Raw genomic sequence first — 18,836 nt, 5'->3', positions numbered from 1 at the left:
GCCGTCCGCGTGCCGGCGGCTGCCGTTCGCGCTCCTTCGGAGGCTACGTGCCGCCACTGACAATGCTCCCCGCGCACGGACTCCGTTCGGCCTGTAGGACGCGCCCGGCCCGCCCCGCGTTGCCTCACGCCCGTGACCAGCGGCTCAGTGACCGGTGGCCACCGCGGCCTGCGGGCGGATCGGGAGCCGGTTGACCGGGCGTCCCGTGGCCGCGCGTACGGCCGAGGCGACGGCCGCCGGGGAGGCGACCACCGGGACCGCGCTGACGGCCTTGGCGCCGAAGGGGGCGACCACGTCGCGTTCCTCGACGAGCTTCACGATGCGGATGTCGGGGGTGTCGAGTGCCGTCGGGAGGGCGTAGCCGGTCAGGTCGGGGTGGCGGATCAGGCCGCGCGGGGTGCGGAGGTTCTCCGTGAGCGCGATGCCGACACCCTGGGTGACGCCCGCCTCGATACGGGCGGCCAGCTGGGCCGGGTTCAGGACGCGGCCCACGTCCTGGGCGACGGCCAGTTCCACGACCCGGACCGAGCCGATCTCGATGTCGACGTCCACCACCGCGCGGATCGCGCAGAAGGCCATGCCGACGAACGCGTCGCCCTGTCCGGCCTCGTCGAGCGGCTCGGTCGGGTGGGGGCGGCACTGGGCGGTGGCCCACAGTTCCTTGCCGTCCAGCGCCTCGGCGACCGTCGTCGACAGCACGCCGTCGTACGAGGTGATCTTGCCGTCGGCGATCTGCAGCAGCTCCGTGGACATGCCGAACTGGTGGGCCAGCGGCTGGAGGAGCTGGGTGCGGACCATCTTGGCCGCGCGTTCCACCGCGCCGCCCGACACCCAGGTGTGGCGGCCGCGGCAGCCCGCGCCGGCCGGGGGCTGGTCGGTGTCCACGGGGGCCACGTGGACCTCGTCCACACCCAGGGTCTCCTGGACGATCTGCCGGGCCAGGGTCGTGAAGCCCTGGCCGGTCTCCACGGCCGCGCACAGCACCGTCGCCACGCCGTTCTGGACCTTCACGGTGGCCGTGGAGACCTCGTCCGCGCCCTCGGCGCCCAGCATGTGCACCATGCCGATGCCGTAGCCGACGCCCCGGCGCACCGCGCCCGGTTCGCCCGCGCCCTCGGGACCGCCGGGCAGCAGCCACTCGTCCTCGGGCGTGTCCTTGGGCAGGGCGGGGAGGGGGAAGTCGCGGACCGCCTGGAGGAGTTCGGCGACGGGTGCCGGGCAGGTGACGGTCTGGCCGGTGGGGAGGACGTCCCCGGTGGCCAGGACGTTGCGCAGCCGCACCTCGGCCGGGTCCTGGCCCAGCTTCTTGGCGATCTTGTCCATCTGCGCCTCGTACGCGGCGCACACCTGCATGGCGCCCTCGCCGCGCACGTGGCCGGAGGGCGGGTTGTTGGTGCGCACCGCCCAGCCCTCGATGAAGGCGTTCGGCACGACGTACGGTCCGCAGGCGAAGGCCACCGCGGCGGCCAGGGCGTCCGAGGAGGTGTCGGCGTAGGCGCCCGCGTCGAGCAGGATCTGCGCCTCGACCTTCACCACCCGGCCCTCGCCGTCCGCGTGGTGGCGGTAGCGCAGGAGGGTGGGGTGGCGGTGGGTGTGCCCGAGGAAGGACTCCTCGCGCGTGGCGGTCAGTTTCACCGGGCAGCCGGTCTTCAGCGCCAGCAGGCCGAGCGGCAGCTGGAAGCCCTGGTCCTCGCGGTCCGCGGTGGCGCCCGGCACCCCGGTGACGACGATCTTCACCTGTTCGGGCGACAGGCCGTAGCAGGCGGCGGCGATGTCGCGGTCGCCGTGCGGGTCGGTGGAGGCCAGGTACAGCTCCACGCCGCCGTCGGGGCGCGGTACGGCCAGACCGGCCTCGGCCCCTATGGGCGCCGGGTCCTGGCGGCCGATGCGGTACAGGCCCTCGACGACGATCTCGCCGGCCGCCTCCGGGTCGCCGTGGCGCAGCGGGATGTGCCGGATCAGGTTGCCGTCGGGGTGCAGCGGCTCGGCCTCGAAGGCCTGCTCCGGGTCGGTGACCGGGTCGAGCACCTCGTACTCGACGATGACGGCGGCGGCGGCCATCCGCGCGGTGTCCGGGTGGTCGGCGGCGACGGCGGCGAGCGGCTCGCCGTGGTGGCGTACGACGTCGGAGGCGAAGACCGGGCGGTCGGCGTGGCCGCCGCGGCCGTGCAGGGGGGTGCCCGGCACGTCCTCGTGAGTGACGACGGCCCGCACGCCGGGCATGTCGCGCGCGTGGCTGGTGTCGATGGACACGATGCGCGCGTGCGGGTGCGGTGAGCGCAGTACGGCCGCCCACAGCAGGCCCTCGGCCCACAGGTCGGCGGCGTAGGGGAAGGTGCCCTCGGTCTTGGCACGGGCGTCGGCGGGCGGCAGGGACGCGCCGAGGCCGTGCGGGATCGGCTCGGGGACGGGGGTGGCCGTCTCGGCGGTTCCCTCGGCCTCCGCAGTCGCGGCGTCGTTGCTCACGCGTGGCCTCCGTCCTGGCCGTGGTTGCCGTGCTCGCCGTAGGGCGGGTGGCTGTCGTGCGGTCCTGTCGCGTCCCGCGCGTCCGGTGGCGGCTGGGACTCGAACGCCGACGGGTTGACGCCGCCCGCGCCGGGACCGGCCTGGTGCGGGATGCGGGGCTCGTCGGCGTCCGCGCCCGCGTGTGCCTCGGCGTCGGCGTGCGCCTCGCGTTCGGCGACGACCTCCTGGACGGCCTCCAGGACGCCCCGGTAGCCGGAGCAGCGGCACAGGTTGCCGCACAGGGCCTGGCGGGCCTCCAGCTCGGTCGGCGCCGGGTTGCCCTCCAGGAGGTTGTGCACGGTCATCGCCATGCCGGGCACGCAGAAGCCGCACTGCACCGCGCCGCGCCGGGCGAGCGCCCGCTGCACGTCCGAGGGCCGTCCGTCGGTGGCCAGACCCTCGACGGTGCGCACCTCGCTGCCGGCCGAGGTCACGGCCGGGACCAGGCAGGAGGCGACGAGCCGTCCGTCGACCTGCACGTTGCAGGCGCCGCACTCGCCCTGCGAGCAGCCGTCCTTGGCGCCCGCGAGGCCGAGCCGCTCACGCAGCACGTACAGCAGGGACTCGCCGATCCAGGCGTCGGTGACGGGCCGGTCGGCGCCGTTGACGCGCAGCACGTACGAGGCGAGGGGGTGCTCGTCCTGCGGGCCGACGGGGGCCGGTGGCTCCTCGGTGGCGGCCGGGGCGGGGGCCGCTTCGGGGTCGGTGGCGTCGGGCCGGGTCCCGTCCAAACCGGTACCGCCGTCGGCCGGGTCCGCCTCGGCGTCCGCCGGACCGGGCCCGTCGGCGCTCTCGGGGCCGGCCGGGCCGGCCGCGGGCTCCGGATGCGGCGCTCCTCCGGGCTCCTGCCCGTGCCCGGACGCCGGCTCCTGGCCGTGCTCCCGCGCAAGCTCGGACGCCGGCCCGCTACCGGCGGTCGGCGCCGAGCCCGTCACGGAGCCGTCGGCGGCCTCCGGGCGGGGTTCGCCCCCCGTCTCCTCACTGCGGCCCGCCGAGCCTTCTGCCGGGCCTTCAGGGGCCTCCTCGGCCCCACCGGGCTCGCCGGCCACCGTCTCGGCCCCACCGGCCGGCCCGGTGGCCGCCCCGGCCGTCCCGTCGGCGGGGCCGGACGGGTACGGGACGGCGCCGGAAGCGGACCGGCGCACGCCCTCGGCGGGACCGGGCGCGTGCATGCCGTTCGCGGGGGCGGACGCCTGCGCGCCGTCGGCGTGACCGGGCGCGTGCATGCCGTTCGCGGGGCCGGACGCCTGCGCGCCGTCGGCGTGACCGGGGGCGTGCGGGCCGTCGGCGTGCGGGCCGTCGGCGTGGCCGGAGGTGTCCATGCCGGAGGCGTGCGGGCCGTCGGTGGAATCGGAGGCGTACCGGCCCCCGTCGTGGCCGGGCCCGTTCGCGCCGTCGTCGGACGCGGACACCCGTGGGTCCTCGGCGGGACCGGGCGCGTTCATGCCCTCGGCGGGATCGGCCGCGTACGGCCCCCCGCCGGAACCGGACCCGTGCACACCGGCCGCGGAGCCGGGGGCGTGCGGGCCGTCGGCGGAATCGGAGGCGTACCGGCCCCCGTCGTGGCCGGGACCGTTCGCGCCGTCGGCGGACGCGGACACCCGTGGGTCCTCGGCGGGACCGGGCGCGTTCATGCCCTCGGCGGGATCGGCCGCGTACGGCCCTCCGCCGGAATCGGACCCGTGCACACCGGCCGCGGGGCCGGGGGTGTGCGGGCCGTCGGCGGAATCGGAGGCGTACCGGCCCCCGTCGTGGCCGGGACCGTTCGCGCCGTCGTCGGAGGCGTGGGCGTGCGGGAGCCCGGCGGGGCGCTCCTCGCCGGTCGGGACGGACTGGGCCGTGCCGTCGCCCCAGGGCCGGCCGGCGGGCTGGGTCGACGGTGGGCGCAGATCCTCGGCGGACCGTTCACCGGTGTCCGGCCCGCTCTCCTCCCGGCGTTCGCCCCACGGCTGCCCGGAGGGCTGCGTCGCCCAGGGGGCGGGAGCGCCGCCGGGCAGGGTGGCGGGCGCACCGGTGCCCCACTGCTCGGCCAGGGACGACGTGGTGAACTCGCCCGACTCGTCCGGCAGGTCACCGCCGGCCACGGGGATGGACCACTGCCCGGTCACGTCCTGGCCCGGCGCCGGCGCCGGCGCAGCGGCCTCAGCGTCGGCCTCGGAGGCCTGCGCGGCCTGCGAGAAGTCCCACTGTCCGGTGGGCCCGGGCTGGTGGGCGAACCGGTCGTCCTGCCCGGGGACGCCCTGCCCGGGGTGCGTGCCGTAGGGCGCCGCCCCGCCGTACGGGTCGTGGTGGGCGGCGTAGTCGCCGTACCCCTGCCCGGCGTCCGGCGCCTGCCACTGGGTGCCGTCCACGGGGGCGGACGGCGTCGACGGCATCGCCCAGGAGCCCGTGGCGGCCGGGTCGGTGCCGGCGGTGGTGGCGGGCGCGACCGTGATCTGGGGCGGCACGTAGCCGTGGCCGGGCGCGGCGAGCGGACTGTCGGAGGAGGCGAGGAGCGCGTCCACGCCGCCCTCGGGGAGTTTCACGAAGGCGGTGGCGCCGTCGTCGTAGTCGCCCTGGGGCAGCGGGTCCCAGCGTCCGCCGCTCGGCGGCGTGCCCCCGGCGTGCTGATCGCCGTACTCGTCCCCGTACCCGTCCCGGTACTCGTCGCCATGCCGGTCGTCGGTCACGACAGTGCCCTCCCCAGTGCTCGTCGGGCCAGCGCGGCGACGGTGCGCCGCAGGTGCAGTACGGCGGGCGGCAGCGGCGGCACGGAGCCGTCCTCGGCCGGGGCCTCGTCGGGGATGCAGGCCGCGGCGACGTACTCGCCGAAGCCGTGCAGCGCCTCGGGGACGATGGCGCGGCCGTTGTCCCAGTCGATGAGCGAGGCCACCCACTGCTCGGCCTCCAGGGGCCGCAGCGGCATCGGCGCGATGGCGCCCACGGCGCACCGTACGCCGCGCCGGGCCGGGTCGAGGACCAGCGCCACGGAGGCGGTCGCGCGGCCGGGACCGGTGCGGCCGGTCGCCTTCAGGAAGACCTGCGGCGCGTGCAGCAGCGGCACGCGCACGTAGCCGATCACCTCGCCCGCGCGGAGCATCTCCATGCCCGCCAGCAGGTGGGAGACCGGCACCTCGCGCCGGGCGCCCTCCTGGCCCGCGATGATCAGCGTCGCCTCCAGGGCGGCCAGCACCGGCAGCGCGTCCCCGGTGGGGGCGGCCGAGGCGATGTTGCCGCCCAGGGTGCCCGCGTTGCGGATCTGCGGCGGTCCGGCGGCGCGTGCGGCGGCGGCGAGCGCCGGGATGAGCGCCGCGAAGTCGGGGCGGCCCATGCGGGCGTGGGTGAGGCCCGCGCCGAGCAGCGCGTGGCCGTCCTGGTACTGCCAGCCGCGGATCTCGCTGATCCGGCCGAGGCCCACCAGCGCGGCGGGCCTGAGCTGGCCGGAGTTGACGGCCGCCATCAGGTCGGTGCCGCCCGCGACCGGAACGGCCGCGGGCATCGCCGCGAGCGCCGCCACGGCCTCGTCCAGTGTCGTGGGCAGCGTGACGGCCTGCGCCGCCTGCGGTGCGTGCGTGGTCAAACCGACTGCCCCTTCCCGCTGTCCCACCTGGTCCCGCCCATGTGGCCGTACCGTACGACCTCACAGGGCGGACGTGGCAACTCTGGCACATCTTCGCAGGGCCCGAACGCAGGGGTCCCATAGGAGGCATTCGCCCGCCTCGTCGGCGGGATGGGACGTTTTCGTACGGGATCTCCGGTGATCGGAGCCGGGCGCCATGCGCGCGAGTTGCCACTCTTCGGTGACGTTTAGGGGCGTTTCACGTTCCGAGTCTCGCTATGTGGCGGAGTTTTCCTACTTGTTCGGCGGCGGCCCGTCGATCGGCCGGCCGAGCACCCCGGGCCGTCGCTGCCACGGCAGCGGGCCGGCGGGCGGCCGGTAGTCGACGCCCAGGGCGTCCAGGCGCCGGTAGTGGGCGGCCATCCGCCGCTCGAAGGCGGCGTAGTCCCGCTCGGCGGGGGCCGGCAGGGCGCTCCAGGCGACCTCGGCGAAGGCGGCGAGCCTCGGGAACACCTGGTAGTCCACGCGCCCCTGGTTCTCCATCACCTCGGTCCACACGTTGGCCTGGGTGCCGATCACGTGTCCGGACTCGTCCGGTGTCAGTTCGGCGGGAACCGGTTCGAACCGGTAGACGTCCTCCAGGGTGCGCACGAAGCCGATCGGCACGGGTTCGTCCTCGCCCGGGGCCTGCCGGTGGTCCAGGTACACCTGCTGCTCGGGGCACATCACGACGTCGTGCCCCGCGCGCGCGGCGGCGACCCCGCCCGCGTAACCGCGCCAGGACGCCACGGCCGCGCCCTTGGCCAGGCCGCCCTCCAGGATTTCGTCCCAGCCGATGAGCCGGCGCCCGCGTTCGGTGAGCCAGGTGTCGAAGTGCTGGATGATCCAGGCCTGGAGTTCGTCCTCGTTCGCCAGGGCGAGTTCCTCGATGCGCGCCTGCGCGGTGGCCGAACGCCGCCACTGCTCCTTCGGGCATTCGTCGCCGCCGATGTGGACGAACTCCGAGGGGAAAAGCTCCAGCAGTTCCTCGAACACGCCCTCGTAGAAGCGCAGCACGGCGTCCGTGGGCGCGAGGACGTTCGGGGAGACGCCCCAGGTGTCCCACACGGAGAGCGCTGTGGTGTCGATCACGTCCGTGTTGCCGAGTTCGGGATACGCGGCGATGGCGGCCTGCGAGTGTCCGGGTACGTCGATTTCGGGGACGACGGTGATGTGCCGTTCGGCCGCGTAGGCGACGATCTCCCGGATGTCGTCCTGGGTGTAGTAACCGCCGTGGGGTTTGTCCTCCCACAGCGGCGAGGCGCGGTGGCCGTATTTCGTGCGTGCGCGCCAGGAGCCGGTCTCGGTGAGCTTCGGGTGGCGTTTGATCTCCACGCGCCAGCCCTGGTCGTCCGTCAGGTGGAAGTGCAGGACGTTGAGTTTGTGCGCGGCCATCAGGTCCAGGTAGCGCAGGACGCCGTCCTTGGGCATGAAGTGCCGGGCGACGTCCAGCATCAGGCCGCGCCAGCGGAAACGGGGCGCGTCCTCGATGCGGGTCAGCGGCAGCCGCCAGCGGCGGCCGGGCAGCGGGGCGCGCCGGAAGGCGTCCGGGCCGAGGAGCTGGCGCAGCGTCTGGGCGCCCCAGAACAGGCCGGCCGCGTCGCCGCCGGTGAGGTGCACGCCCTCCGGGGCGACGACCAGGCGGTAACCCTCGTCGGGCAGGCCGGCGTCGAGGGCGAGGCGGATGGCACCGCCGCCACCCGCTGCGGGCGCCAGCGGCAGACCGGTGGCGGCGCCCAGCGTGGCGCGCAGCCAGCGCTCGGTGCGCCCGGTGCCGTCGCCGGCCACCAGAGCGGTGTCCGGGCCGAGGTCGAAGAAGGCGTCCTCCTGGGAGGAGACTTGCTGGGGCTGGGGAAGAACGTCGCTCACGTCAGTCCTTTACCGCTCCGCCGAGGCCGGAGACGAGTCGTCGTTGTACGAGTACGAAGAAGACCAGCACCGGAATCGTCATCACCGTGGACGCGGCCATGACGCCGCCCCAGTCGGGATCGTCCGGCTTGTAGAAGACCAGCAGCGCCATCGGCAGCGTCGACTGGGAGGTGTCGCTGATGATGAACGACTTGGCGAACAGGAAGTCGTTCCAGGTGGAGATGAAGGAGAAGACGCTGGTGGCCACCAGCCCCGGGAAGACCAGCGGGAAAAGGATCTGCCAGAGAAAGCGGCTCCGGCTCGCCCCGTCGATGTGGGCGGCCTCCTCCAGGGCCTCCGGCACGGCTTTCACGAAGCCCCGCAGCATCCAGATCGCGAAGGGCAGCGAGAAGGCGATGTGGGGCAGGATCAGCGAACCCAGCGTGTTCAGCTGGCCGACGTCCCGCATGAGGAAGAACAACGGGATCGTGAGCGCCTCCACGGGCACCATCTGGGCCACCAGGAACATGATCAGCAGGGTGGTCCGGAAACGGAACCGGAAACGCGTCACGGCGGTCGCCGCGAGGAACGCGATCAGCGCCGAGGCGATCACGACGGAACCCGCCACGATCAGGCTGTTGAGAAAGTAGCGGCCGAATTCCTGCTGTTCGAAGACGCGCCGGAAGGAATCCAGCGAGGGGGTCAGCGTCCAGGGCCGGGGCTCGCTCGACTCGATCTCCCCGGCCGGTTTGAAGGCGCTCAGCACCATCCAGTAGAGCGGGAAGGCGACCACCACGGCGATCAGCAGCGCGGACGCCTCGGCCGCGAGCCGCCACGGACGGCGCACACGCGCGCGCGGAAGATTCACAGCTCCTCCCCCTGACGGCGCAGCAGCCGCAGGTAGACCAGCGTCACGGCGAGCAGGATCAGCAGCATGACGACCCCGATCGCGGAGCCGAGGCTGTACTGCGAGGACGCGAAGGCCTTCTGGTAGGCGTAGACGTTGAGGACGAGGTTCTGGCCGGCGATGCCGCCGCCGTTCGTCATGACGTAGATCTGGGTGAAGACCTTGAAGTCCCAGATGACCGACTGGATGGTGACGACCACCAGGATCGGCCGGAGCATCGGCGCGAGCACCGAGCGCCAGATCCGCCACTGCGAGGCCCCGTCGAGCGCGGCCGCCTCCAGCACCTCGGCAGGCACGGCCCGTATCCCGGCGTAGACGGTCACCATGACGAACGGGAACGAGCACCAGACCACTTCGAGCAGCACGAGCAGGAAGGCGCTGTAGCGCCCGTACGTCCAGGAGTGGTCGCCGAGGCCCAGCATCCGGTTGACGGGCCCGAAGTCGGGGTCGAACAGCAGCAGCCAGACCGTGGACCCGGTGACCGCCGGTGTCGCCCACGCCCCCAGCCCCGCCAGCATCAGCGCCAGCCGCGGTACGGCCCGCACCCGCGTGAGCAGCACGGCGAGCGCACAGCCGACGGCCAGCGTCGAGACGACACAGGCGGCGGCGAACACGACGGTGGCGAGCAGCACCCGCCAGAACTCCCCGTCCCCGAACAGCTCGGCGTAGTTCCCGAACCCCTGGAAGGTCGTCGGCTCCCCACCGCTGACCTGCGCCTGCGTGTACTCCAGAAAGGAGATCAGCCCGAGCTGGTAGACGGGGTAGACGAGCAGCCCGCCGAGGACGACGAGTGCGGGGGCGAGATACAACCAAGGGGTGCTGGACGAGCCCCGGTAGGGGCGCGGGGCTCTGTTGGATGTGCGGCTACCGCCGCGCGGGCGCGACAAGCCACGACGCACCGGCACCCGCGCACGCACCGCACCCCCCGTGCCGGAAGGCGACGCACTCATCCGGCGGAGCCGAACGCGTCGTCCATCTTCCGAGCAGCGTCCCCGGCGGCGGCGGCCACGTTCTTCTTGCCGCTCACCACCTCCTGGAACATCGTCGGCAGCACCTGCGAGGAGTCGATCGTCGCCCACGCGGGAGAGGCGGGCACGAACTTCGTGCCGGCGGCGAGCGTGTCGACGAACGGCTTCACGAACGGCTCCTTCGCCGCGACCTGCTGCCGTACGTCCGCGAAGGTCGGCAGGAAGCCCATCGCGTCGAAGAGTTCGCCCTGTGCCTTCTTCGACGCGAGCCGCTTCATCAGGTCGACGGCGAGGGTGCGGTGCGAGGTGCTCTTGAGGACGCCGATGTTGTTGCCGCCCGCGAAGGCGGGGGCGATGGAGCCGGACTCGACGCCGGGCAGCGGAACGACCGCGTACTTGCCCTTCACTTCGCCGGCCTCCACGGCCTGGTGGCTGAAGTCGCCGCCGATGGCCATGGCCGCCTTGCCGGAGGCGAAGGCGGTGACGGTGTCGTTGCCGCCCATGCCGGCGCACTTGGCGGCGGGGCAGTTGTCGTCCCCGAACAGGGAGGTGTAGGCCTCGATGCCCTTCCGGGCGGCGGCGCTGTCGATGGCGGCGGCGTACGAGCCGCCCTTGCCGGTGGCGAGTTCGCCGCCGTTGGCCCAGATGAAGGGCATCGCGCCGTAGGTGTAGGCGCCGCCGACCGCGATGCCGTAGAGGCCGGGCTTCGCGGCGTGCACCTTCTTGGCGGTGGACGCCAGCTCGGCCAGCGACTCGGGGGGTTCGAGCCCGAGTTCGTCGAAGACGTCGGTGCGGTAGTACAGGGCGCGGACGCCGACGAAGTAGGGGGCGCCGTAGACCTTGCCGTCCACGGTGACCGACTGGCGGGCGGTGGGGTCGGCGTCCTTGGCCTCGTCCCAGGCCGCGAACTCCCCGGATATGTCGGCGAGTCCGCCGTCCTTGACGTATCCGGCGGTGTCGGTGTTGCCGTACTCGATGACGTCGGGGGCGCTCTCCGGGTCGTTGAAGGCGGCCTTGATGCGCTGGGCGCGGGTCTCGACCGGGATGTACTCGACGGTGACCTTCGTGTCGTCGTGCGCCTTCTCGAAGTCGGCGAGGACCGCGTCCACGACCTTCTCCTTGGGCTTGTTGTTGACCTCCTGGAACAGCCAGACGCGCAGCGTGCCGCTCTTCTCGTCCTTGCCGGAGGATGAGTTGTCGGACGTCTGGGGGGCGCAGGCGGTCGCGGCGACGACGGCCGCGGCCAGCAGTACGGCCAGGCGGGGGGCGAGCTTCATGGAGTCTTCCTCCGGGCGTGCGTTGCAACATATGCAATGACGGTTTCGCTCTGCACAACACCCAGGAGCGTAGGGAGACATGAACCTGTCCACAAGAGGTCTGAACCAGTTCGTAAACCTCTTGGTGAGTCAGCGCCGTCGGGGTGCCGGCTCCGCCCCGGCGCACGAAGGCCCCCGGAGTGCGCGCGGGCACACTCCGGGGGCCTTCGGGAAGTTCTGAGAGGTCCTTACGGGCAGAGGCGCTACTTCTTGTCGCCGCCCTTGCCCTCGTCCCCGCCGCCGCTCATGGATTCGTAGATCTCCTTGCACATGGGGCAGACGGGATACTTCTTCGGGTCGCGGCCCGGTACCCAGACCTTGCCGCACAGCGCCACGACGGGGGTGCCGTCGAGGGCGCTCGCCATGATCTTGTCCTTCTGGACGTAATGCGCGAAGCGCTCGTGATCGCCGTCGCCGTGGGACGTCTGCGGCGTCGGCTCGACGAGGGTTCCCGTACCTGTCCCGCGCTCGGGCTCGAGAGTGCTCATAACCGCCAAGGGTACTGAAGCTCACACGCTTCAGTTGAGCGACGGGTCGTCCGGGTACGTCGCCACCATCGCCAGGTCGCCCCGCTGGCGGCGCAGCACCTCGCGCCAGAGTCTCTCGGGAAACGGCGAGGAGACGTCGCCGGGCTCGGACTCGACCACGTACCAGGCGCCCTCGGTCAGCTCGTCCTCCAGCTGGCCGGGTCCCCAGCCCGCGTACCCGGCGAAGATCCGCAGGGCGCCCACGGCCGGCGCCAGCAGCTCCGGCGGTGCCTCCAGGTCGACCAGGCCGATCGCGCCGTGCACCCGGCGCCAGCCCAGCGGCGCCCGCTCGCCGGTCGCCCCGCCGGGGACGACGGCGACGCCGAGGGCCGAGTCCAGCGAGACCGGGCCGCCCTGGAAGACGACGCCCGGCTCGCCGGCCAGCTCCGCCCAGTCCTCCAGGATGTCGCCCACGTCGACCGGTGTGGGACGGTTGAGGACGACACCGAGGGAGCCCTCCTCGTCGTGGTCGAGGAGGAGCACCACCGCACGCTCGAAGTTCGGGTCCGCCAGGGCGGGCGTTGCCACGAGCAGCCGCCCCGTGAGCGAGGACACCTCGGTCATGCCAGACATGATCCCGCATGTTCCCCTTCCGTGGGGAGGCAATCGGAGGCACGGGGGTGAACACGCACCCGCGCACGCCGCTCGGCCGTGACCCCCTGTACGCGCCCGTGAACGCCACGTGTTGTGACAAATCCATGACGTTGCCGGACCGTGCGGAGGCGCCCTGAAGGGGGGTACAAGACGATTACCCTTTCCCTTCTGGCCCCTGCCCAACCCCACGGAACGCGAGATTCATGACCGTCAACGGCGCTGATGACGTACTGCTTGTCCACGGCGGCACCCCACTGGAGGGCGAGATCCGGGTCCGCGGTGCGAAGAACCTCGTGCCGAAGGCCATGGTGGCCGCCCTGCTGGGCAGCGCGCCGAGCCGGCTGCGCAACGTGCCGGACATCCGCGACGTGCGGGTCGTACGCGGACTGCTGCAGCTGCACGGGGTGACCGTCCGTCCGGGCGAGGAGCCCGGCGAGCTGGTCATGGACCCGACCCATGTGGAGAGCGCGAACGTCGCCGACATCGATGCCCACGCGGGCTCGTCGCGCATCCCCATCCTGTTCTGCGGCCCGCTGCTGCACCGTCTCGGGCACGCCTTCATCCCGGGCCTGGGCGGCTGCGACATCGGCGGCCGGCCCATCGACTTCCACTTCGACGTGCTGCGGCAGTTCGGCGCGAAGATCGAGAAGCGGGCGGACGGCCAGTACCTGGAGGCCCCGCAGCGGCTGCGCGGCACGAAGATCCGGCTGCCGTACCCGTCCGTCGGCGCCACCGAGCAGGTGCTGCTGACCGCCGTGCTCGCCGAGGGCGTCACGGAGCTGTCCAACGCGGCCGTGGAGCCGGAGATCGAGGACCTGATCTGCGTCCTGCAGAAAATGGGCGCGATCATCGCCATGGACACCGACCGCACGATCCGCGTCACCGGCGTGGACGAGCTGGGCGGCTACACCCACCGTGCCCTCTCGGACCGCCTGGAGGCCGCCTCCTGGGCCTCCGCGGCGCTGGCCACCGAGGGCAACGTCTACGTCCGCGGGGCCCAGCAGCGCTCGATGATGACGTTCCTGAACACCTTCCGGAAGGTGGGCGGCGCGTTCGAGATCGACGACGAGGGCATCCGCTTCTGGCACCCGGGCGGCCGGCTGAAGTCCATCGCCCTGGAGACGGACGTGCACCCGGGCTTCCAGACGGACTGGCAGCAGCCCCTGGTGGTCGCCCTGACGCAGGCCACGGGCCTGTCCATCGTCCACGAGACGGTGTACGAGTCCCGGCTGGGCTTCACCTCGGCGCTCAACCAGATGGGCGCCCACATCCAGCTCTACCGCGAATGCCTCGGCGGCTCCGACTGCCGCTTCGGCCAGCGCAACTTCCTGCACTCGGCCGTGGTCTCCGGGCCGACGAAGCTGGAGGGCGCCGACCTGGTCATCCCGGACCTGCGCGGCGGCTTCTCGTACCTGATCGCCGCCCTCGCGGCCCAGGGCACCTCCCGCGTCCACGGCATCGACCTGATCAACCGCGGCTACGAGAACTTCATGGACAAGCTCGTCGAGCTGGGCGCGAAGGTGGAACTCCCGGGCAAGGCCCTGGGCTGACACACGCACTCAACGCCGGTGGGGCGGTCACCCGAATCCGGGTGACCGCCCCACCGGCGTTGAGACGAGCGCCCCTGCAAGGGGCGCGGGGAACTGCGCGACCAGCCGCGGACGGCCCGGCAGCCGCGAAACGGCCGCATCCCGAACGAACGCCCCGCGCAGTCCCCGGCACTCCGAGCGGAGCGCTTACTTGCCCTTGGCGGCTTCCTTGAGCTTGGAGCCCGCCGAAACCTTGACGCTGTACCCGGCGGGGATCTGGATCGGGTCGCCGGTCTGCGGGTTGCGGGCGGTGCGAGCGGCACGGTGGGTGCGCTCGAAGGTCAGGAAGCCGGGGATGGTGACCTTCTCGTCGCCCTTGGAGACGATGTCGCCGACAACCTCGGCGAACGCGGCCAGCACGGCGTCGGCGTCCTTGCGGGTCACCTCGGCGCGGTCGGCCAGCGCGGCCACCAGCTCACTGCGGTTCATGTTGTTACTCCCGTGTTCTTCTTGCCGTTGAGGCGTGCCACGCGGCGGAGCCGCATGTTGGGCACAGCGATGCCGATGCTGCCAGGGCCCTCTGACATTCCCCGGACCCGGGTCGGTCGTCAGACCCTCGCGCCCAGGGAGGCATCCTGCCTCCACCTGCGGCGGTAAAGCCAATCCGGCACCCCCAGGAGGTCGTGAGAGCACCCTTGGGAGTCACACGCCGAGAGGGCCTGAGCCTTGCGCAACCCTAGAGGGCGATCCGAGGCCCGACATCCCGCGACGCGCCGGAGCGGCGGCCCGCCGTGGTGATCCTCACCACCACGCCATGGACCGCCTTCCCCGGCCGGGGGAACCTACGCCACCACTCCGGCGGCCTTCGCCGCCTCCCGCACGGCGCCCGCGACGGCACCGGCGACCTTGTCGTTGAAGACGCTGGGGATGACGTAGTTCGGGTTGAGCTCGTCCTCGGTCACCACGTCCGCGAGGGCGTGCGCGGCGGCCAGCATCATCTCGGTGTTGACGGTGCGGGACTGGGCGTCCAGCAGGCCGCGGAACACACCGGGGAAGACCAGCACGTTGTTGATCTGGTTCGGGAAGTCCGAGCGGCCGGTGGCGACGACCGCGGCCGTCTCGCGGGCGATCGCCGGGTCCACCTCGGGGTCGGGGTTCGCGAGCGCGAACACGATCGCGCCGTCGGCCATGGCGGCCACGTCGTCGCCGTCGAGGACGTTCGGCGCGGAGACGCCGATGAAGACGTCGGCGCCGTGCACGGCCTCCTTGAGGGTGCCGGTGAGGCCCTCGGGGTTGGTGTTGTCGGCGATCCAGCGCAGCGCGGACTGAGGGGCGGCGTCGACCAGGTCGGCGCGGCCGGCGTGCACGACGCCGTGGATGTCGGCGACGACGGCGTTCTTGACGCCCGCGGCCAGCAGCAGCTTCAGGATGGCCGTACCGGCGGCGCCGGCGCCGGACATGACGACCCGTACGTTCTCGATCGGCTTGTCCACCACGCGCAGGGCGTTGGTCAGCGCGGCGAGGACGACGATGGCGGTGCCGTGCTGGTCGTCGTGGAAGACGGGGATGTCGAGGGCCTCGCGCAGCCGGGCCTCGATCTCGAAGCAGCGGGGGGCGGAGATGTCCTCGAGGTTGATGCCGGCGAAGCCCGGGGCGATGGCCTTGACGATCTCGACGATCGCGTCGGTGTCCTGGGTGTCGAGGCAGATCGGCCAGGCGTCGATGCCGGCGAACCGCTTGAACAGGGCCGCCTTGCCCTCCATCACCGGCAGCGCCGCCTTCGGGCCGATGTTGCCGAGGCCGAGGACGGCGGAGCCGTCCGTCACGACCGCAACGGAGTTGCGCTTGATGGTGAGGCGGCGGGCGTCCTCGGGGTTCTCGGCGATCGCCATGCAGACGCGGGCCACGCCGGGCGTGTAGACCATGGACAGGTCGTCGCGGTTGCGGATGGGGTGCTTGGACGCCATCTCGATCTTGCCGCCGAGGTGCATGAGGAAGGTACGGTCGGAGACCTTGCCCAGGCTGACGCCCTCGATGCCGCGCAGCTTCTCCACGATCTCGTCGGCGTGGGAGGTCGAGCCGGCCGCGATGGTGACGTCGATGCGGAGCTTGTCGTGGCCGGAGGCCGTGACGTCGAGGCCGGTGACCGAGCCGCCGGCGGACTCCACCGCTGTGGTGAGCTGCGAGACGGCGGTTCCGCCCGCGGGCACCTCCAGTCGGACCGTCATCGAGTAGGAGACGCTGGGCGCCGTTGCCATGGCCGACTTCCTCTGCTTTCACCGTGTAACTGGGTTGTGCCGTCCGATCGTCGCACCTACCACCGAGTACGCGGTAGCCGCCCCGGATTGCGAACTTTTTGTTCGCTCCGATTTCGGAAAACGACTTCCACCATACGAGAAGTAGCCCGTCGGGGGAAGGGGTCTGCGGAAGTGGCGGGCGGCACGTGCCCGGGCGGCGAAAGGAACCCGCGGGACGGGAATTGTCTTGCGGGGATCGTTTGTTACCTTGGACGTGGCACCGGCTCGATCCAAGCCCCCGGGCCCAACCTTCGTCGCTACGAGCGACCACTTGCCGCGAGGCGAGCATGGCGGGTCGGTGCCACCTAAACGAAGACGCGAAGAGCGAGAGGCCCGCGCCGTCCGACGGCGCGGGCCTCTCGCGTGGAGCGGACCCGCCCGCTCGGTCGGGTCCGCCCCCTCAGTCGCGCAGCAGGTCCGGCACCCCCGCGGCGTCCGGCTCGTCCCGCTCGCACGAGACGACCGTCAGCTGCTGCGTGGCCCGGGTCAGGGCGACGTACAGCACGCGCAGCCCGGCGGGCGACTCGTCGGCGATCTCGGCCGGGGAGACGACGACCGTGGCGTCGTACTCCAGGCCCTTGGCCTCCAGGCTGCCCAGCGCCACCACGCGGTCGCCGAGCCCGTCCAGCCAGCGCCGGGCCTCCTCGCGCCGGTTCATGGCGACGACGACGCCGACGGTGCCGTCGACGAGGCCGAGCAGCCGGGCCGCCTCGGCGCGGACCGTCTCGGCGAGGGAGTCCTCCGCCACCGCGAAACGCGGTTCCACGCCGGTCGAGCGCACGGCCGACGGGGACTGCGAGCCGGGCATGGCCAGGGCGAGGACCTTGGCCGCCAGCTCGGCGATCTCGGCCGGGTTGCGGTAGTTCACGGTCAGCTCGAAGCGGCGGCGCGGCCGGGTGCCGAGGGCCTCGTCACGGGCCGCGGCCGCCTCGTCGGGGTCGGACCAGGAGGACTGGGCCGGGTCGCCGACGACGGTCCAGGTGGCGTGCCGGCCGCGGCGGCCGACCATCCGCCACTGCATGGGCGTGAGGTCCTGGGCCTCGTCCACGATGACGTGGGCGTACTCGGTGCGCTCCTGGGCGAGGCGCTCGGCGCGCTCCCACTGGGTCTCCTCGCGCTGCGGCATCAGCTCCTCCAGGCCGGTGAGCTGGTCCAGCGGGTCCTGCTCGCGCCGCTTGCGGGGGCGGGCCGGGGTGCCGACGATCGCCTGGAGCTCGTCGAGCAGGGCGATGTCGTGCACGGAGTACCCCTCGCGCCGCAGCGAACGGGCCACCTTGCGCACCTCACCCGCGTTCAGCACGCGCCGGGCCCAGCGGCCCAGGCGCCGCTCGTCCGCCATGGCGGCCAGCACGGCGCCCGGGGTCAGCTCGGGCCACCAGGCGTCGAGGAAGGCGATGAAGGAGTCCTCGGAGCTGACGTCCTCGTCGAAGGAGGAGCGCAGCTCGGCGGCGAGCTCGGGGTCGGTGTGCCGGGCCCCGGCGCCCGACTTCTGCCACAGGGCGTCCAGGAGCAGCCGGCGGGCGCGGGGACGCAGCAGGTTGACGGGGGCGGTGCCGCCGAGGACGGTGCGGCGGATGCCGGCCAGTTCCCCGGCCTCCAGTTCGAGGCGGCGGCCGAAGGCGACGACCCTGAGCAGGGTCGGCGAGTCGGCCGGCTCCAGCGCACCGCGCGCGGCCTTGCGCAGCACGCGCAGCATGCGGGAGGAGCCCTTGGCGCGGGCGGTGGCCGGGGAGTCGTACAGCGTGGCCTCCGCGCCGTCGACCAGGGAGCCGATCGCGCGGATGGCGACCTGGCCCTCCTCGCCCAGGGAGGGCAGCACGCCCTCGGTGTACGCCACGAGCAGCGGGGTCGGCGAGACGATCAGGATGCCGCCCGCGTAGCGGCGCCGGTCCTGGTAGAGCAGGTAGGCCGCGCGGTGCAGGGCGACGGCGGTCTTGCCGGTGCCGGGGCCGCCCTCGACGTAGGTCACGGAGGCGGCGGGGGCGCGGATCACCTGGTCCTGCTCGGCCTGGATGGAGGCCACGATGTCCCGCATGGAGTGGGTGCGGGCCTGGCCGAGGGCGGCCATCAGGGCGCCGTCGCCGACGACCGCCAGCTCCTCGCCGTCCAGGCGGGCGGTGATCTCGGGCCGCATCAGGTCGTCCTCGACGCCGAGGACGCGCCGCCCCTTGGAGCGGATCACCCGGCGGCGCACGACCCGGCCCGGTTCGACCGGCGTGGACCGGTAGAAGGGGGCGGCGGCGGGCGCCCGCCAGTCGATGACCAGCGGCGCGTAGTCCTCGTCGAGGACGCCGATGCGGCCGATATGCAGGGTCTCGGCGATGTCCGCGGTGCCGTCGGGCTCGAGGGCGCCCTCGGCGGGCTCGACCGCCGTGTACGCGCCGTCCGGGCCCTTCTTGCCGTCCTTGCCGAGGAGCAGGTCGATGCGGCCGAAGAGGAAGTCCTCGAACTCGTTGTTCAGGCGGTTGAGGTGGATACCGGCCCGGAAGACCTGGGCGTCGCGCTCGGCGAGGGCGCCGGGCGTGCCGACATGGCCGCGCTGGGCGGCGTCGTGCATGAGGAACTCCGCCTCGTGGATCTTCTCCTCGAGACGTCGGTACACCCGGTCCAGGTGCGCCTGTTCCACGCCGATCTCTCGCTCCCGTACGGAGTCCTCCCGCGCGGAGTCCTGTCGTACGGGGTCGTGCGCCGAGTCGACCGCTGAATCCTGTTGAGCCTGTGCGGCCACCGGGCCCCCTTCTGACGTGCTGGGCAGCCGTCAAAAATAC

13 protein-coding genes are annotated in these 18,836 nt (G+C 72.8%); 1 reads left to right on the top strand and 12 read right to left on the bottom strand.

Annotated elements, in window-relative coordinates; all coding sequences use genetic code 11:
- Positions 1–144: 144 nt before the first annotated feature.
- From NI25_RS24165 to NI25_RS24125, 9 genes are all read right to left on the bottom strand, one after another.
- On the bottom strand, positions 145–2,466 hold the full coding sequence (locus NI25_RS24165) for a xanthine dehydrogenase family protein molybdopterin-binding subunit (protein ID WP_061444444.1): 2,322 nt from the start codon (positions 2,464–2,466) through the stop codon (positions 145–147).
- Entirely contained in the window at positions 2,463–5,174 is a 2,712-nt protein-coding gene (locus tag NI25_RS40330; RefSeq protein WP_061444443.1) for a 2Fe-2S iron-sulfur cluster-binding protein, read from the bottom strand. Before NI25_RS40330 ends, NI25_RS24165 begins: the two co-directional genes overlap by 4 nt.
- Positions 5,171–6,064, bottom strand: a complete 894-nt coding sequence (locus tag NI25_RS24155; RefSeq protein WP_061444442.1) for an FAD binding domain-containing protein — start codon at positions 6,062–6,064, stop codon at positions 5,171–5,173. Before NI25_RS24155 ends, NI25_RS40330 begins: the two co-directional genes overlap by 4 nt.
- 273 nt (positions 6,065–6,337) lie before the next feature.
- On the bottom strand, positions 6,338–7,951 hold the full coding sequence (locus tag NI25_RS24150) for a beta-N-acetylhexosaminidase (protein ID WP_061444441.1): 1,614 nt from the start codon (positions 7,949–7,951) through the stop codon (positions 6,338–6,340).
- A 1-nt stretch (position 7,952) separates the two neighbouring features.
- Complete coding sequence (locus tag NI25_RS24145; RefSeq protein ID WP_061444440.1) at positions 7,953–8,798, bottom strand: carbohydrate ABC transporter permease; 846 nt, start codon at positions 8,796–8,798, stop codon at positions 7,953–7,955.
- On the bottom strand, positions 8,795–9,787 hold the full coding sequence (locus NI25_RS24140; protein ID WP_061444439.1) for a carbohydrate ABC transporter permease: 993 nt from the start codon (positions 9,785–9,787) through the stop codon (positions 8,795–8,797). Before NI25_RS24140 ends, NI25_RS24145 begins: the two co-directional genes overlap by 4 nt.
- A complete protein-coding gene (locus tag NI25_RS24135; protein WP_061444438.1) occupies positions 9,784–11,082 on the bottom strand; it encodes an extracellular solute-binding protein in 1,299 nt (432 codons plus the stop codon). Before NI25_RS24135 ends, NI25_RS24140 begins: the two co-directional genes overlap by 4 nt.
- A gap of 242 nt (positions 11,083–11,324) precedes the next feature.
- The gene (locus tag NI25_RS24130) at positions 11,325–11,609 is read right to left on the bottom strand and encodes a DUF3039 domain-containing protein (RefSeq protein WP_030402030.1); all 285 of its coding nucleotides are present in this window, start codon (positions 11,607–11,609) and stop codon (positions 11,325–11,327) included.
- Positions 11,610–11,639: 30 nt separating this feature from the next.
- Positions 11,640–12,212, bottom strand: a complete 573-nt coding sequence (locus NI25_RS24125) for a YqgE/AlgH family protein (protein ID WP_061444437.1) — start codon at positions 12,210–12,212, stop codon at positions 11,640–11,642.
- A 233-nt stretch (positions 12,213–12,445) separates the two neighbouring features.
- Here NI25_RS24125 and murA point away from each other — a divergent pair, with 233 nt between their 5' ends.
- Positions 12,446–13,792 (top strand): UDP-N-acetylglucosamine 1-carboxyvinyltransferase, encoded by a 1,347-nt coding sequence (gene murA, locus NI25_RS24120; RefSeq protein ID WP_061444436.1) that lies wholly within the window; start codon positions 12,446–12,448, stop codon positions 13,790–13,792.
- Between the two features lie 186 nt (positions 13,793–13,978).
- On the opposite strand, the gene NI25_RS24115 is transcribed toward murA, so the two are convergent.
- The 3 genes from NI25_RS24115 to NI25_RS24105 form a co-directional block, all read right to left on the bottom strand.
- Positions 13,979–14,260, bottom strand: coding sequence for an HU family DNA-binding protein (locus tag NI25_RS24115; protein ID WP_004000874.1), 282 nt, complete (start codon positions 14,258–14,260; stop codon positions 13,979–13,981).
- A 353-nt stretch (positions 14,261–14,613) separates the two neighbouring features.
- A complete protein-coding gene (locus NI25_RS24110; protein ID WP_061444435.1) occupies positions 14,614–16,029 on the bottom strand; it encodes an NAD-dependent malic enzyme in 1,416 nt (471 codons plus the stop codon).
- A 439-nt stretch (positions 16,030–16,468) separates the two neighbouring features.
- The gene (locus NI25_RS24105; protein WP_061444434.1) at positions 16,469–18,796 is read right to left on the bottom strand and encodes a HelD family protein; all 2,328 of its coding nucleotides are present in this window, start codon (positions 18,794–18,796) and stop codon (positions 16,469–16,471) included.
- Positions 18,797–18,836: the final 40 nt, after the last annotated feature.

Source organism: Streptomyces sp. CCM_MD2014 (assembly GCF_000772045.1).
GTDB classification, from domain to species: domain Bacteria; phylum Actinomycetota; class Actinomycetes; order Streptomycetales; family Streptomycetaceae; genus Streptomyces; species Streptomyces salinarius.
Note: the sequence above shows the minus strand (reverse complement) of the source record. Positions and strands in the feature narration are given on the sequence as shown.